Annotated in this window: 14 protein-coding genes; 8 read left to right on the forward strand and 6 right to left on the reverse strand. The window is 53.9% G+C overall.

The genetic code is table 11. From position 1 onward, the window contains the following. Positions 1-22: 22 nt before the first annotated feature. Both N5J69_RS02245 and msrB read right to left on the reverse strand, forming a co-directional pair. The gene (locus N5J69_RS02245) at positions 23-304 is read right to left on the reverse strand and encodes a DUF1315 family protein (RefSeq protein ID WP_279767795.1); all 282 of its coding nucleotides are present in this window, start codon (positions 302-304) and stop codon (positions 23-25) included. Positions 305-308: 4 nt separating this feature from the next. After that, positions 309-719: a peptide-methionine (R)-S-oxide reductase MsrB gene (gene msrB, locus N5J69_RS02250; protein WP_279767796.1), complete on the reverse strand. Its 411-nt coding sequence runs from the start codon at positions 717-719 to the stop codon at positions 309-311. Between the two features lie 341 nt (positions 720-1,060). Between msrB and gapA the strand changes: the two genes are divergently transcribed. Together gapA and N5J69_RS02260 are read left to right on the forward strand one after the other, a co-directional pair. Beyond that, positions 1,061-2,059 (forward strand): glyceraldehyde-3-phosphate dehydrogenase, encoded by a 999-nt coding sequence (gene gapA / locus N5J69_RS02255; protein WP_013358063.1) that lies wholly within the window; start codon positions 1,061-1,063, stop codon positions 2,057-2,059. Between the two features lie 74 nt (positions 2,060-2,133). Further along, positions 2,134-3,033 carry a D-hexose-6-phosphate mutarotase gene (locus tag N5J69_RS02260; RefSeq protein ID WP_279767798.1) on the forward strand — a complete coding sequence of 300 codons (900 nt, stop codon included), beginning with the start codon at positions 2,134-2,136 and terminating at the stop codon, positions 3,031-3,033. Here the strand turns inward: N5J69_RS02260 and N5J69_RS02265 are convergent. Continuing rightward, complete coding sequence (locus tag N5J69_RS02265) at positions 3,030-3,881, reverse strand: aldo/keto reductase (RefSeq protein WP_279767799.1); 852 nt, start codon at positions 3,879-3,881, stop codon at positions 3,030-3,032. The genes N5J69_RS02260 and N5J69_RS02265 overlap by 4 nt on opposite strands. A 72-nt stretch (positions 3,882-3,953) precedes the next feature. Then, positions 3,954-4,703, reverse strand: a complete 750-nt coding sequence (locus tag N5J69_RS02270) for a MipA/OmpV family protein (protein ID WP_279767800.1) — start codon at positions 4,701-4,703, stop codon at positions 3,954-3,956. Positions 4,704-5,123: 420 nt separating this feature from the next. Between N5J69_RS02270 and yeaG the strand changes: the two genes are divergently transcribed. From yeaG to N5J69_RS02300, 6 genes are all read left to right on the forward strand, one after another. Then, positions 5,124-7,058, forward strand: a complete 1,935-nt coding sequence (gene yeaG / locus N5J69_RS02275) for a protein kinase YeaG (RefSeq protein ID WP_003852739.1) — start codon at positions 5,124-5,126, stop codon at positions 7,056-7,058. An 87-nt stretch (positions 7,059-7,145) separates the two neighbouring features. Further along, entirely contained in the window at positions 7,146-8,420 is a 1,275-nt protein-coding gene (locus N5J69_RS02280; RefSeq protein ID WP_279767803.1) for a YeaH/YhbH family protein, read from the forward strand. A gap of 248 nt (positions 8,421-8,668) precedes the next feature. Continuing rightward, positions 8,669-10,396 (forward strand): potassium/proton antiporter, encoded by a 1,728-nt coding sequence (locus N5J69_RS02285; RefSeq protein ID WP_279767804.1) that lies wholly within the window; start codon positions 8,669-8,671, stop codon positions 10,394-10,396. A gap of 78 nt (positions 10,397-10,474) precedes the next feature. After that, positions 10,475-10,708, forward strand: coding sequence for a DUF1480 family protein (locus tag N5J69_RS02290; protein ID WP_279767805.1), 234 nt, complete (start codon positions 10,475-10,477; stop codon positions 10,706-10,708). Between the two features lie 377 nt (positions 10,709-11,085). Beyond that, positions 11,086-12,552 (forward strand): undecaprenyl-phosphate galactose phosphotransferase WbaP, encoded by a 1,467-nt coding sequence (wbaP, locus tag N5J69_RS02295; RefSeq protein ID WP_279767806.1) that lies wholly within the window; start codon positions 11,086-11,088, stop codon positions 12,550-12,552. Between the two features lie 127 nt (positions 12,553-12,679). Then, positions 12,680-13,873: a multidrug effflux MFS transporter gene (locus tag N5J69_RS02300; RefSeq protein ID WP_279767809.1), complete on the forward strand. Its 1,194-nt coding sequence runs from the start codon at positions 12,680-12,682 to the stop codon at positions 13,871-13,873. Here the strand turns inward: N5J69_RS02300 and dadX are convergent. Together dadX and N5J69_RS02310 are read right to left on the reverse strand one after the other, a co-directional pair. Beyond that, the gene (dadX, locus tag N5J69_RS02305) at positions 13,866-14,936 is read right to left on the reverse strand and encodes a catabolic alanine racemase DadX (protein ID WP_279767811.1); all 1,071 of its coding nucleotides are present in this window, start codon (positions 14,934-14,936) and stop codon (positions 13,866-13,868) included. The two genes, N5J69_RS02300 and dadX, sit on opposite strands and share 8 nt — an antisense overlap. A 19-nt stretch (positions 14,937-14,955) precedes the next feature. Next, positions 14,956-16,257, reverse strand: coding sequence for a D-amino acid dehydrogenase (locus tag N5J69_RS02310; RefSeq protein WP_279767814.1), 1,302 nt, complete (start codon positions 16,255-16,257; stop codon positions 14,956-14,958). Positions 16,258-16,477: the final 220 nt, after the last annotated feature.

The following is a 16,477-nucleotide window of genomic DNA, read 5'->3' on the forward strand; positions in this document are numbered from 1 at the left end:
GCTGGCATAACGCCAGCTTTTATTAGTGCAGATGAATGCGGGTCACATCCGGGTCGATGCCGAATGCTTCTTTCAGCTCTTTTTTCGACTTCATCACCATTTCGCCACCCTTGCCGATGGTCATGTGCTGGGGCTCATCGTTGTGCTTCGCCTGCCATAACATCACGAGCTGCAGGCAGTTGTCGCGCTGCTCCTGCGTCAGTGCCACGCCATCCGGCCATTTACCAATCTCAACAGCGGTCGCCAGTCGTTCGTAGACTTCAGGCGTCATTGACGCAAGCATTGCTTCAAGTTGTTCCTTCATCGCATTACCCTTTAGTCTGTTCGCCCTGCTCGTCGGTAAAATTCAGGGAGGCGGAGTTAACACAATAGCGTTCACCGGTCGGTTGAGGACCATCCGGGAAGACATGCCCCAGATGGGCATCGCAACTGCCACAGCGGATCTCAACACGCTGCATGCCATGCGAGTTATCGTCGATATAGCGAATCGCATCATCATTCACCGGCTGGTAAAAACTGGGCCAGCCGCAGCCTGAATCATATTTGGTTTCTGAGAGGAAAAGTGGCGCCTCACAAATCAGACAGTGGTAGATCCCTTCCTGTTTGTTGTGGAGCAACGCGCCGCTGTAAGGCGGTTCCGTTCCGCGATGCTGAGTAACGTAGCGCTGCATTTCAGTCAGCTGCGCAATTTTTGCTTCGGGTGCGGTGTCTTTAGCCATTTTAGGATTCCGGGGAGTGCCATTCTGAAAAATTCGACTATTATTCTAACAAATGATCAACATAAGCCGGGTCTTTTTTTGTGCTCACCCTTTCAGTCAGCCTTCCGCTGAGCGGATTTGTGACTTCGATCACCTTTTGCTTCGGGCATCCCTATATATTCGGCGATTGATTCGACGAAGCGCGATATCATTGGCGGCGCGCAAGCGGTTGCGCACCGAATAATTCCTCTCAGGCGAATTGATTTGTCGCAACAATTGACACGATTCCGCTTGACGCCTGGTAAGGTTTTTGTAATTTTACAGGCAACCTTTTATTCACTAACAAATAGCTGGTGGAATATATGACTATCAAAGTAGGTATCAACGGTTTTGGCCGTATCGGTCGCATCGTTTTCCGTGCTGCTCAGAAACGTTCTGACATCGAAATCGTTGCTATCAACGACCTGCTGGACGCAGATTACATGGCGTACATGCTGAAGTATGACTCTACGCACGGTCGTTTCGACGGTACCGTAGAAGTTCAGGATGGCGCACTGGTCGTTAACGGTAAGAAAATCCGTGTTACTGCTGAGCGTGATCCGGCCAACCTGAAGTGGGATGAAGTGGGCGTTGACGTTGTTGCTGAAGCAACCGGTATCTTCCTGACCGACGAAACCGCACGTAAACACATCACTGCTGGTGCTAAGAAAGTCGTTCTGACCGGTCCATCTAAAGATGACACCCCAATGTTTGTTCGTGGTGCAAACTTCGACAAATATGATGGCCAGGATATCGTTTCTAACGCATCCTGCACCACTAACTGCCTGGCACCGCTGGCAAAAGTGATCAACGACAAGTTTGGTATCGTTGAAGGTCTGATGACCACCGTTCACGCTACCACTGCTACCCAGAAAACCGTTGATGGCCCGTCTCACAAAGACTGGCGCGGCGGCCGCGGCGCATCGCAGAACATCATTCCTTCATCAACTGGTGCAGCGAAAGCCGTTGGTAAAGTTCTGCCAGAGCTGAACGGCAAACTGACCGGTATGGCATTCCGCGTACCTACCCCTAACGTTTCTGTTGTTGACCTGACTGTACGTCTGGAAAAAGCGGCATCTTACAAAGAAATCTGTGCTGCGATTAAAGCCGCTGCAGAAGGTGAGATGAAAGACGTTCTGGGCTACGTTGAAGATGACGTGGTTTCTACTGACTTCAACGGCGAAGTCCTGACTTCAGTGTTTGACGCTAAAGCCGGTATCGCGCTGAACGACAACTTTGTGAAACTGGTTTCCTGGTACGACAACGAAACTGGCTACTCAAACAAAGTTCTCGACCTGATTGCGCTGGTTTCTGCTAAATAAGGCAGACAGACATCATTGAGATTAAGGGCGACTTCGGTCGCCCTTTTTTTGATCCGCACAGGAAGGAATCGAACATGCAAGATAAACTGTTTTCTCTGCCCGTGGTCACGCAGATCTCCCCTTACCTTTCCCAGCGCCAGGTCGGCGAACTGCCGACGATTGTCATCAGTCACCCTAAGGTACGGGCAGCGATTACGCTGCAGGGCGCACATCTGATCGCCTGGCAACCCAGCGGTGAAAAGCCGGTACTCTGGCTGAGCGATAAGAGCCTCTTTTCCCAGGGCAAAGCGATTCGCGGCGGCGTTCCGATCTGCTGGCCCTGGTTTGGCCCGGCTGGCGAACCGGCACATGGTTTTGCCCGGACTCAGACATGGAAGCTGACTGCGCACGACGAGAATGACGATGGGGTGATGCTGACGCTGGTGCTGGAAAGCAACGCACAGACGCTGAAACTCTGGCCGCATGAATTCACCCTCATCGCCCGCTTCCGTCTGGGTCAGCACTGTGAGATTGAGCTGGAAGCCCATGGTGACTTCGAAGCGACAGCGGCGCTACACAGCTACTTTACCGTCAGCGACATTAATGGCGTTGAGGTCTCCGGTCTGGGCAACAGCTATATCGATAAAGTGAATAATGGCGAGGTTGCCAGCAGCGACGGCAAACAACGCTATCCGGGACGCATCGACCGTATCTTTACTGCTGCGGAAGACTGCTCGGTGATTAATGATACCGTGGGCTTACGGCAGATCGAAGTTTACCACCATCATCACAGTGACGTTGTCACCTGGAATCCGGGAGTGGAACTCTCCTGCAGCATGACGGATATGGCGAATGACGGTTACAAAACCATGGTCTGCGTCGAAACGGCCCGTATCAATACACCGTTACGCAGCGCAGGTGAAAAGCCGGCCCGCCTGGCCACAACGTTTCGTCTGAAGAAGAAAGCCGCAGCCAGTGACAGGGCAAACGGCTAAACGATATCCAGCGGTAATTTATGCTGTGGTGCTGGCCAGGCACGATCGATGAGCTGCAAATCCTCATCGGTAAGAATGACCGCCAGCGCCGCAGCATTCTCCTGAACGTGAACCACAGAACTGGCTTTAGGAATAGCAATGACGCCAGGCTGACTAATCACCCAGGCCAGCAGCAGTTGTGCCACGCTGATGCCCTTCTGTTGTGCAAGCTGATTCAGCAGCGTATCGGTAAACAGCGAATCCCGTAACCGTCCCGCCTGTGCCAGTGGACAATAGGCCATCACCGGCAGTCCGCGCTGCTGACACGCTGGTAAGAGATCAAATTCAATCCCACGTGAAGCCAGATGGTAGAGCACCTGATTGGTCGCACACTGATTGCCGCCGGGTTCGTCCCACAGTTCGGCCATATCGTTTGTGTCAAAATTCGAGACGCCCCAGTGGCGAATCTTGCCCTGCTGCTGCAGGCGTTCCATACCCCGCAGTGTCTCTTCCAGCGGAATATTTCCGCGCCAGTGCAGCAGGTAGAGATCAAGATAATCCGTTTGCAGACGGCGCAGGCTCCGCTCACAGGCTTCAACGGCATCCTGTTCGCCTGCGTTCCAGGGATAGACCTTCGAGACCAGCAGAGCCTTGTCACGACGCCCCAGCAATGCCTGCCCGACCACCTCTTCAGCTCCGCCGTCTGCATACATTTCGGCGGTGTCGATAAGCTGTAATCCACACTCAAGACCTGCCTGCAATGCTGCGACTTCACCGGCACGCTGCGCCGGATTTTCGCCCATGTACCAGGTGCCCTGACCGATAACGGGCAGGGTGTTATGTCCGGCAAAGTTAATCGTGTTGCGCATTCTGCTCTCCCGCCTCATTCTGAGGCCCCATAAAAGAACAGAGGGCACCGAATGCCCTCTTTTAGTGCGTCATCAGAAGGTGTAGCTGACACCTGTCCAGAGCGTCGCCTGTCCGCTCTTGTCGATCATCGGGCTGTCTTTGATCTCGCTGTCGAAGCGGGTGTAACGTCCCACGATGCCCACATTCCACTGCGTTGCAATCTGATAGCTGGCGCTCAGCTCAACATAAGGTGACCAGCTGTCGTCCGGGTTATAACGACTGATGCCGGTACGGGCGCTTTCGTGACCGGAGACACCGTAATAATAACGGTTTTGATTGGCGCTATTCCACATGGCACCGATGCCGGGGGTCAGGCTGAAGTCGCCCATCTCAAAGCGATAGAGGTAAGTCAGGTCCCAGATCATGCCGTTGCTGTTGTTCAGCACATCGCCCAGCAATGCCGTACGGACAATCCCCCAGTCCGCCGTGTGACGATAGGTTGCGCCACCCATCAGCGTCATGCGGCGTTTATCCAGCCCTTTCATGTCGCCCAGATCGTTGTCGCTGGGTTTGTACTCCTGCGGTGAACCCAGCAGCGTCAGTGAAAGCTGGTTCTGAGGATCTTTCCACAGGTAGTAACCGCCCTGCAGGCTGCGGAACCAGAAGTCTTCACCCTCATAATTGATGACCGGAACCGGAAGATAACGGTCCTGACCGCCGCGATAAGGTGATTCGGCGTAGATGACCGAAGCACCCACAGAAAGCGGAGCGGCATTGACATGCGCAGCCAGCAAATAACAGGGTAAAAGTGCAACAAGCGTCTTAAGTTTGAATTGGTTCACAATTTATTCATTCCATAAATATAACAATCAAACAGGAAGTCTAACGTTTTTTTACGGCTGGATTAACTTATATCGAAATCCTTTAAGCAATCGACCGATGAAACTGGCATCAAAGGTTAAAAACCCGTTAAGTTAAAGCAGCGCTAATATGAACTCATCTCACAACTGACCCGGATTACCCTTGATCCCCCCCTCATTCGTCCAAACCCGTGGAGGAAATTTCCTAGAAGCCATCTACAGTTAGAATTAACAGCAGAGATTTTGTACGAGCAGAGTAACCACAAAAGTTGTGTATCCCGATAAAAAAGATCAGGTTGGCATAAGGGTTGCTGTACTCAACAGAGAATATCTTCCGGGAGCTGCTACACGTCGTTAATTACGCTCCTTACCTGTGCTAAAAACGAAAGGACGGGCATCGCTATGAATATATTCGATCATTATCGTCAGCGTTATGAAGCTGCCAAGGACGAAGAGTTCACACTGCAGGAATTTCTTGCTATCTGTAAGCAGGATCGCAGTGCATACGCCAACGCTGCAGAGCGACTGTTAATGGCTATCGGAGAGCCGGTAATGGTTGACACTGCTCAGGAGCCACGCCTTTCCAGAATATTCTCCAACCGTGTGATGGGTCGCTATCCGGCGTTCGAGGAGTTTTACGGCATGGAGGAAGCGATTGAACAGATCGTCTCCTATCTGAAACATGCCGCTCAGGGACTTGAGGAGAAGAAACAGATCCTCTATTTACTGGGTCCGGTGGGTGGCGGTAAATCCTCCCTGGCGGAGCGGCTTAAGTCGCTGATGCAGCGGGTGCCGATCTACGTACTGAGCGCTGACGGCGAACGCAGTCCGGTCAACGATCATCCTCTCTGCCTGTTTAACCCGCAGGAAGACGCGCACATTCTTGAAAAAGAGTACGGTGTGCCGCGCCGTTACCTCGGCACCATCATGTCGCCGTGGGCCGCAAAACGTCTTCACGACTTTGGTGGCGATATCTCACGGTTTAAAGTGGTGAAAGTCTGGCCGTCGATTCTGGAACAGCTGGCGATTGCCAAAACCGAACCGGGTGATGAGAACAACCAGGATATCTCTGCGCTGGTGGGTAAAGTGGATATCCGTAAACTGGAAAACCATGCGCAGAACGATCCTGATGCCTACGGTTACTCCGGCGCACTCTGCCGCGCGAACCAGGGCATCATGGAGTTCGTTGAGATGTTTAAGGCACCCATCAAGGTGCTGCATCCGCTGCTGACGGCCACGCAGGAAGGGAACTATAACGGCACGGAAGGCATTTCGGCGCTGCCGTTTAACGGCATTATTCTGGCGCACTCCAACGAATCAGAGTGGGTGACGTTCCGTAACAACAAGAATAATGAGGCGTTTCTTGATCGCGTTTACATCGTCAAGGTGCCCTACTGCCTGCGGGTCTCGGAAGAGATCAAAATCTACGACAAACTGCTTAATCACAGTGAACTGGCCACGTCGCCATGCGCACCGGGCACGCTGGAAACATTGGCACGCTTCTCCATCCTGTCACGACTCAAGGACCCGGAAAACTCCAGCATCTACTCTAAAATGCGGGTGTATGACGGTGAAAGCCTGAAAGATACCGATCCCAAGGCGAAGTCCTGGCAGGAGTATCACGACTACGCCGGTGTGGATGAAGGCATGAACGGTCTTTCAACCCGCTTTGCGTTTAAAATTCTGTCGCGGGTGTTTAACTTTGACCACGCTGAAGTGGCGGCTAACCCGGTGCACCTGTTCTATGTGCTTGAACAGCAGATTGAACGCGAACAGTTCCCGCAGGATCAGGCCGAAAAATACCTTGAGCACCTCAAAGGCTATCTGATTCCCAAATATGCTGAGTTCATTGGCAAAGAGATTCAGACCGCCTATCTGGAATCCTACTCTGAATATGGTCAGAACATTTTTGACCGCTATGTGACCTACGCCGACTTCTGGATTCAGGATCAGGAGTACCGCGATCCCGATACCGGACAGCTGTTTGATCGTGAATCGCTCAACGCGGAACTGGAGAAGATCGAGAAGCCCGCTGGCATCAGTAACCCGAAAGATTTCCGTAATGAGATCGTCAACTTCGTGCTGCGCGCCAGGGCACACAATAACGGTCGCAATCCGAACTGGACCAGTTACGAGAAATTGCGCACTGTGATTGAGAAGAAAATGTTCTCAAACACGGAAGAGTTGCTGCCGGTCATCTCGTTTAACACCAAGACGTCTACCGATGAGCAGAAAAAGCATGATGATTTTGTCGATCGCATGATGGAAAAAGGCTATACCCGCAAACAGGTTCGCCTGCTGTGCGAATGGTATCTGCGTGTGCGTAAATCGTCCTGATAAGAGTCTGTAAGCTTGCCGGTAAGTCATACCGGCCTGACGGTCGGGTTCGCCCGACCTGCTTACAATGTAGTGTGGGGGAAAACCATGGCCTATTTCATCGATCGCCGGCTTAATGGCAAAAACAAGAGCGCGGTAAACCGCCAGCGCTTCTTGCGCCGTTATAAGTCGCAAATTAAGCAGTCGATCTCCGAGGCCATCAATAAACGCTCGGTGACCGACGTAAGCAGCGGTGAGTCTGTCTCTATCCCGATTGACGACATTAATGAGCCGATTTTCCATCAGGGACGCGGCGGCAACCGCCATCGGGTTCATCCGGGCAACGACCATTTTGTGCAGAATGACCGCGTCGAGCGTCCGCAGGGTGGCGGTGGCGGCGGAAGTGGTCAGGGCAATGCCAGTCAGGATGGTGAAGGTCAGGATGAGTTTGTCTTTCAGATTTCGAAAGATGAGTATCTTGACCTGCTGTTTGAAGATCTCGCCCTGCCTAATCTGCGCCGCAATCAGCATCGTCAGCTGAATGAGTACAAGACCCACCGTGCAGGCTTTACCTCCAACGGTGTGCCAGCCAATATCAGTGTTGTCCGCTCCTTACAGAACTCGCTGGCGCGTCGCACGGCGATGACGGCGGGAAAACGCCGGATGCTGCATGAACTGGAAGAGACGTTGCAGGAGATTGAGAACGCGGAACCCGCACAACTGCTGGAAGAGGAGCGGCTGCGGAAAGAGATTGCCGAGTTGCGGGCGCGGATTGAACGTGTGCCCTTTATTGATACCTTCGACCTGCGCTACAAAAACTTTGAGAAGCGCCCGGAGCCTTCCAGCCAGGCGGTGATGTTCTGTCTGATGGATGTGTCCGGCTCAATGGACCAGGCCACCAAGGATATGGCAAAACGCTTCTATATCCTGCTCTACCTGTTCCTCAGCCGTACTTACAAGAATGTCGATGTGGTCTATATCCGCCATCACACCCAAGCCAAAGAGGTCGATGAACAGGAGTTTTTCTACTCTCAGGAAACGGGCGGCACCATCGTTTCCAGCGCACTGAAACTAATGGATGAGGTGGTAAAAGAGCGGTATGACCCGGCGCAATGGAACATCTATGCGGCACAGGCTTCGGATGGCGATAACTGGGCCGATGACTCGCCGCTCTGTCATGAGATTCTGGCGAAGCAGATTCTGCCGGTGGTGCGTTACTACAGCTATATCGAGATCACCCGCCGTGCCCATCAGACGCTGTGGCGTGAATATGAGCATCTGCAGGCGACGTTTGATAACTTTGCCATCGAACATATTCGTGAGCCGGAAGACATCTATCCGGTGTTCCGATCGCTGTTCCATAAACAGGCAATGGAAGCCTGACGCACTAAGCCGGTTAATCACCGGCTTTTTTTATCTGCCAAATAACCTGCTAAAACAGTCTGTTTTCTGCCGCTTGCCTGCCAACCCCCTCATTCTTCACATTAATCTGATTCCATACGCGGCTGAACAATTCGTATAATGCGCATTTTCACAATGACAACTCCTTGATAAAACATTATCTTTCAGAGATAGCATGGATATTTGTCACCCCTTGCTGGATCGTACTGTCATATCTCAGGAGACCGGGTTTGAACCACACTATCGTCTACAGTCTGTTTATCATCGGTTCCGTGCTGGTAGCATCGAGTATTCTGCTCAGCTCTTTCTCATCCCGGCTGGGCATCCCTATTCTGGTTATCTTCCTCGCCCTGGGCATGCTGACCGGGGTTGATGGGATTGGCGGTATCGCCTTTGACAACTATCCGGCAGCCTATCTCATCTCGAACCTGGCGCTGGCGATCATCCTGCTGGATGGCGGTATGCGGACAAAAGCCAGCTCGTTTAAAGTCGCGCTGGGGCCTGCGCTGTCGCTGGCCACCGTCGGGGTGATGATCACCGCTGGTTTAACCGGCGTGGTGGCGGCCTGGTTATTTAAGCTGGATATGATGCAGGGCTTCCTGATTGGCGCAATTATCGGCTCCACGGATGCTGCCGCCGTCTTCTCTTTGCTGGGTGACAAGGGTCTGAATGAGCGCGTCAGTTCCACGCTGGAGATTGAGTCGGGCAGCAATGACCCGATGGCGGTGTTTCTGACCATTACGCTGATTGAGATGATTGAACAGGGCCGCAGCGGCCTTGACTGGATGTTCCTGGTGCATCTGGTGCAGCAGTTCGGTCTGGGTATCGTGCTGGGCCTGGGCGGCGGCTGGGCGCTGCAGCAGCTGATTAACCGCATCAGTCTGGCCGGGGGTCTCTATCCGCTGCTGGCGTTGAGTGGCGGTATTCTGGTGTTTGCGCTGACCACGGTGTTAGAGGGCAGCGGCATCCTGGCGGTCTATCTGTGCGGCTTTTTGCTGGGCAACAGCCCGATTCGGAACCGGCACGGCATTCTGCAGACCTTCGATGGGATGGCGTGGCTGAGCCAGATTGGCATGTTCATCGTGCTGGGGCTGCTGGTGACGCCGTCTGACCTGTGGCATATCGCGGTGCCAGCGATGATCCTCTCGCTGTGGCTGATTCTGGTGGCGCGTCCGCTGTCGGTGTTTATTGGCCTGCTGCCGTTCCGCAGTTTTACCACCCGCGAACGATTTTTTATCAGCTGGGTCGGCCTGCGCGGCGCGGTGCCGATTATCCTCGCGGTCTTCCCGATGATGGCCGGTTTAGAAAACGCCTCGCTCTATTTTAATATCGCCTTCTTTGTGGTGCTGGTCTCTCTGATGCTGCAGGGCACCTCACTGGGCTTTGCTGCGAAAAAAGCCAGAGTCGTGGTGCCGCCTACCGCCTCGCCTATCAGCCGTGTCGGTCTTGATATTCACCCGGAAAATCCGTGGGAGCAGTTTGTCTATCAGCTCAGTGCCGACAAGTGGTGCGTCGGTGCCGCACTGCGTGACCTGCAGATGCCGCGCGAAACCCGTATTGCTGCCCTGTTCCGTGACAATGTGCTGATGCACCCCAGCGGCGGAACCCGGCTGAAAGAGAATGACGTTATCTGCGTGATTGGCCGTGAGCGCGATCTTCCGGCACTGGGCAAAATGTTCAGCCAGTCGCCACCGGTTTCACTGGACCAGCGCTTCTTCGGTGACTTTATTCTGGATGCAGAAGCACGACTGCGTGACGTTGCGCAGATTTACGGGCTGGAGCTGGATGAAAGTACCAACGATCAGCAGTCGCTGGGACAGCTGGTGCTGGCTATGCTGGGCGGCTCGCCGGTTGTCGGCGATCAGGTGGAGTGGAATCAGCTGACCTGGACGGTGGCAGAGAAAGAGGACAACCGTATCGTGAAGATTGGTGTGCGTCCGGCCGAAGAGAAGGAATAATCCTAATCATTCAGCCACGTTATTTTCTCTCAGTGCGCTAAGCTTAGTTGTCTATGCCAGTAAAAACGGGAGGAATGAATGGGACACGTGGTTAAAATTGGTCGTTATGAGATTGTAGATGCCGATCTTGACAGTGAGCACGCCGACACCGTCAGTATCCCCTGTCACACCAATCCCGGCTTAATTACCCAACTTGATGGCTGGGATCGAGATACCAGCGTACCGGCCTGGATTAATGGGGAGCCGGTGAATCTGCAGATTGGCCATTACGATAAACAGCAGGACCGCTGGATTTTAAAGAAACCTGCCTGAGCCTCTATCACTACCGCCAGTCATACGATTTGGCGGTAATTCCTAAAAAACGCCTTAAACAGTTTGGTTATAACTGACCCTCTCCTTATTTTATTCAATTAAAACCTATAGTTAGCCATTTAAAACTTTAATCACTTTCGATGTTTTCAGATTTTTTCCATATTAACTCTGTCAAATAACTCCTGCATACTCATTCTTAATGCTGCAACTTTTCGTGAGTATCATCACGCTTTAATCGTTATCTTTTTTGCGGCTGCACTGGCTGTACTGACTGCAACAGACTGAAAATTAATTTTTTAATTTTTCAGAAGCCCACGCCTGAGCGCGCCCCTGATTCTGGTCAGGCCATCTTTTACTTAAGAAAGAGAGCAGGTTTTATGGCAAGTACATTGATAATGAATAGCCCGAGCCGCTCATGGAGCGGCACGCGTAAAAATATCATCGTGAAATTCGCCCTGAGTTTTTCCGATCTGATTGCACTTAACCTGGCACTGTTTTTATCTGCCGCGACGATACAGGGTATTTGGGGCGAGCTGGATACGTTTATTCCACCGCATCAGATTGAATATCGTTTTGTGGCTCAGTTTATTATGTCAGTGATGTGTACCGGCTGGTTCTGGGTACGCCTGCGTCACTACACTTATCGCAAACCTTTCTGGTTTGAGCTGAAAGAGATTGTTAAAACCTTATTTGTTTTCTCGCTGCTTGACCTGGCGCTTATCGCTTTTTCTAAATGGGACTTCTCCCGCATGGTGTGGGTCTTCAGCTGGACTTATGCCCTGCTGCTGCTGCCGCTGATGCGTGCTCTGGTCAAACGTGCCATTAACAAAGCAGGCCAGTGGCAAAAAGAGACCATCATCATCGGTTCCGGCAGAAACGCCACCGAAGCATATGCGGCGCTGCAGAGTGAAGAGATCCTCGGTTACAACGTGCAGGCCTTTATCTCTGTTGATGATGTTCCGGCTCAGCAGAGCGTGAATGGCGTACCGGTGATCACCTGGAAAGATATTAACTGGCAGACCATCGACCGTGACAACGTGCAGTTTATTGTGGCTATGGAGTATGAGCAGCAGCCGATGCGTGACCGCTGGCTGAAATTCCTTTCGAAGATGAACTGCCGGTCAGTTTCGGTGATCCCGACCCTGCGCGGTGTGCCACTTTACGGCACGGACATGTCCTTTATCTTCAGTCATGAAGTGATGATCCTGCGCGTCAGCAACAATCTGGCGAAGCACTCCTCCCGTTTCATGAAGCGTGCCTTTGATATCGTGGTCGCGTCGATGTTGCTGCTGTTCCTTGGTCCCATCTTCGCCCTGCTCTGCTACATGGTGAAACGTGACGGCGGCAATGCCATTTACGGTCACGAACGTGTGGGGCAGAATGGCAAAAAATTCAAATGCCTGAAATTCCGCTCCATGGTGACCAATTCCAAAGAGGTGCTGGAGAAATTGCTGGCGACCAGTGAAGAGGCCCGGATTGAGTGGGACAAAGATTTCAAACTGAAGAATGACCCGCGCGTCACCCGCATTGGCAGCTTCCTGCGAAAAACCAGTCTCGACGAACTACCCCAGCTGTGGAACGTGATTCGTGGCGAGATGAGTCTCGTCGGCCCGCGTCCGGTCATTGAAGCTGAGCTGGAGCGTTATGCGGGTGATGTAGACTATTACCTGATGGCCAAGCCCGGTATGACCGGTCTGTGGCAGGTCAGCGGACGTAACGATATCGATTACGATACCCGCGTCTACTTTGACTCCTGGTATGTTAAAAACTGGGCGCTCTGGACTGATGTTGCGATCCTGTTCAAAACGGCAGGTGTGGTGCTACGCCGCGACGGCGCTTACTAAACCCGACGCTGCGATGCCTGTTTACAGCAGGCATCGCAGTTTCCGCACGACTTCCTCTATCTTTTTTGCCTCTGAATCATTACCCTCTGCCATCGTTTTTTAACAGAACGCTTACCCTCTGGTTGTTATGCAAAAATTTACTCTGCTGTTGTTAAGCCTGGTGCTGCTGGCACCTTTAGGCATCGATCTCTATTTGCCCACGCTGCCGCAAATCGCAGAAGGGCTGGATACGCCGGTCTCTCTGGTTCAGACCACTATTCCCCTGTTTCTGCTGGTGATGGGGCTGGGACAACTGGTGACCGGCCCGCTGGTGGACAATTACGGCCGTAAGCCGATTGCCCTGCTTGGGCTGGCGCTGTACATCGCGGGCAGCGCCATTGCGGCAACCGCCACCTCATTCCCGCTGTTTGTTCTGGCCCGCCTGGTGCAGGGCTGTGGCGTCTGCTGTAGCGCCGTCGTGGCCTTTAGCGGCGTGCGCGACCGCCTGAGTGGCGACGATGCCGCCCGCGCCTATGGCTTCCTGAACGGCGCGCTGAACATCGTACCGGCGCTGGCACCGCTGCTGGGGGGCTTGCTGGCCAGCGCCTTTGACTGGCGCGCGCCCTTCTGGTTCCTCTTCGCCTATGGCCTGCTGATTACGCTGCTGGTGATAATCTGGCTGCCCGAAACACGCCCGGCAGATACCCTGCGGGTGAAAGGCTTACCGATTAAGCAGTACGCTGAAATCCTGCGTCAGCCGCGCTTTCTGGCGTTCGCATTTGCCAACGCCGGTGCGCTGGGCATGGTGCTGACCTACGTGTCGCTGGCACCGCACGTCTTAATGACCGAAGGCGGCCTGACGCCGATCCAGTTCTCCTTTGCGTTTGGTGCCAACGGTTTCTGGATCATGTTTGTCAGCATGTTCGTCAATAAAGCGATTCGCAAAGCGGGCCGGCCTTTCTGTCTGGCAATGGGATTTTTCACGATGCTGCTGGGCGCGGTGCTGCTGGTGGCAGGGATGCAAATTTTCCCGGCGGAGATGCAGACGCACTGGGCGCTCTACATGTTCCCGGTGGCGGTATCGGTGGCAGGACTGGCCTTTACGGTGGGACCGGCCACCAGCTATGCGCTGGAGCCGTATCAGCAACAGGCTGGCGTGGCGTCCGCCCTGCAGGGATTTATTCAGATGGCCGGTGGTGCAGCAGGCAGCCTGGTGATCGTCGCGCTGCCCGTGGCGGAGAAGCTGTCGCTGAGCCTGATGATGCTGCTGGGTGCAGCGCTGGCCTTTATTGCCTGGCGCTGCAGCAGAAAGATGCGTGGCAGCCTGACCGCGCTTAAATAACAGTAACCGGAACGCGGGGTGCCAGTGCGCACATCAGCTCGTACCCTACCGTTCCGGCTGCTTTAGCCACCTGATCGATCTTCACCTGCTCACCCCAAAGCTCCACGGCTGAACCAATTCCGGCCTGAGGACAGGGCGTCAAGTCCACGGTGATCATATCCATGGAAACCGCGCCCACCACCTGCGTCATCACGCCATCAACGCAGACGGGTGTGCCACTCGGAGCGTGACGGGGATAACCATCCGCGTAACCGCAGGCCACCACGCCAATGCGTTGCGCCGTGCTGGCATGATAGCGGTATCCGTAACCCACGCCATCCCCTGCCTGTAGTTGCTGAACCGCGATAATTTCACTGCTTAAGGTCATTACCGGCTTCAGACCGCTGCCTGCAATGTCCTGCCAGTCGCCGCTGGGTGACGCGCCATAGAGAATGATGCCGGGGCGAACCCAGTCAAAATGGGCTTCAGGATGCCATAAAGTACAGGCGGAGTTGGAGAGCGACCGCGGGCAGTTCAGCCCCTCTGCCGCCTGCTCAACACGCTGCAGCGGTTCAATCAGGCCCTGCGGATTTTCGGCATCGGCAAAATGGGCCATCAGCGTCATCTCACCCACGTTGCTCAGCGCCCGCAGCTTGTGCCATGCGCCATTCACCTGTTCCGGGCGAAAACCCAGACGGTTCATCCCGCTGTTCATTTTAAGATAGATATCAACCGGTGCAGAAAGTGTGGCACTCGCCAGCGCGTTGATTTGCCAGTTACTGTGGACGCTGGTGGTCAGGCGGTAGCGGTCGATCAGCTGCAAATCTTCTGGCTGGAAGAATCCCTCCAGCAACAGAATCGGTTTTTTCCAGCCCTGCTCGCGCAGCAGGATCGCCTCTTCCATATTAAGCAGCGCAAAGCCGTCGGTGGAAGCTAGCGCCTCGCGGACGCGCTCAATGCCATGGCCGTAAGCATTAGCTTTCACCACTGACCAGACGCGGGACGCGGGCGCTGCCTGGCGAACAACAGCCAGGTTATGACTCAACGCCTGCGGGTTGATGGTCGCGATAATCGGACGTGACATCCTCTCTCTCCCTGAATACTTAACGAGTTGCGTTGGCGTTACGCAGCGGCGATGAGGTCGCCGCGAAACCGGGTAAGTAGCGGAACACCGCTAAGTCATCTGCCGCAATGGCCGGTTTTTTACCGGAGATGAGATCGGCCAGCAACTGACCAGAACCACACGCCATCGTCCAGCCCAGCGTACCGTGACCGGTGTTGAGATAGAGATTAGAGATCGGCGTGGCACCGACAATCGGCGTACCGTCTGGCGTCATCGGACGCAGACCGGTCCAGAAACTCGCCTGCGCGAGATGACCGCCTTCAGGATAGAGATCACTGACCACCATCTCCAGCGTTTCCCGCCGCGCTTCGGTGAGTTTGGTGTTAAAACCAACAATTTCCGCCATCCCGCCGACGCGTATGCGATCGTCAAAACGGGTCACCGCCACTTTGTAGGTCTCATCAAGAATCGTCGAAACCGGTGCAGCGTCAGGATTTTTAATCGGAATGGTGAGTGAGTAGCCCTTTAACGGATAGACCGGAATATCGATCACGTTTTTTAACAGCGCGGTGGAGTAGGAACCAAAGGCCACCACATAGCTGTCAGCCTTGATGATCTCCTCGCCGCACTTCACGCCATAAATACGATTACCATCGCGCAGCAGATGATCGACCGGGGTGTTAAAGCGGAATACCACGCCCGCCGCTTCGGCCATTTTTGCCAGCCGCTGCGTAAAGAGCTGGCAGTCGCCGGTTTCGTCGTTGGGCAGGCGTAATCCGCCGGTGAGTTTATGCTGGGTTGCCGCCAGCGCCGGTTCCACGCGTGACAGCTCATGTGCCTCTAACAGCTCATAGGGAACGCCCGCGTCACGCAGAACCGCAATATCTTTGCTGGCGCTGTCGAACTGCTGCTGCGTGCGAAACAGCTGAAGCGTGCCGCCCTGACGCCCCTCATAGGCGATGCCGGTTTCGCTGCGTAACGCCTTCAGGCAGTCACGGCTGTATTCGGCAATACGCACCATGCGGCTTTTGTTCTGCTGATAATGGTTGATGTCGCAGTTGCGCAGCATGTGCCACATCCACTCCAGCTGAAAACTGCTGCCATCCAGCCGGATAGCCAACGGCGCGTGGCGCTGGAACATCCACTTCACGGCTTTCAGGGGCACACCCGGTGCCGCCCAGGGTGCGGCATAACCCGGTGAGATCTGACCGGCATTACCCGCGCTGGTCTCCATCGCTGCGGCGGGCTGACGATCAATGACTGTCACCTGATGCCCGGCACGCGCCAGATACCAGGCGCTGGCTACGCCAACCACACCACTTCCAAGAATTACTACGTGCATAGATCCCCCACCCGGCAGGTAAAAGCATAATTCACTGTTCAGAAGATGATAGTCAGCGGATTCACACAGCGGACACCACCCCATAAATTCAGCATCCATTTCACATCTTTTTCACTTTTCAGGTAACTAAAATCTTGTCGCACCCCTAATTTCAGCGATTTATGCGACTTAATCCGTAAAGACAGAAATAAATGACAACGAAAGCAGTTAAATCTGCGCA

It is taken from the genome of Pantoea sp. GD03673, assembly GCF_029844725.1.
Classification (GTDB): domain Bacteria; phylum Pseudomonadota; class Gammaproteobacteria; order Enterobacterales; family Enterobacteriaceae; genus Pantoea.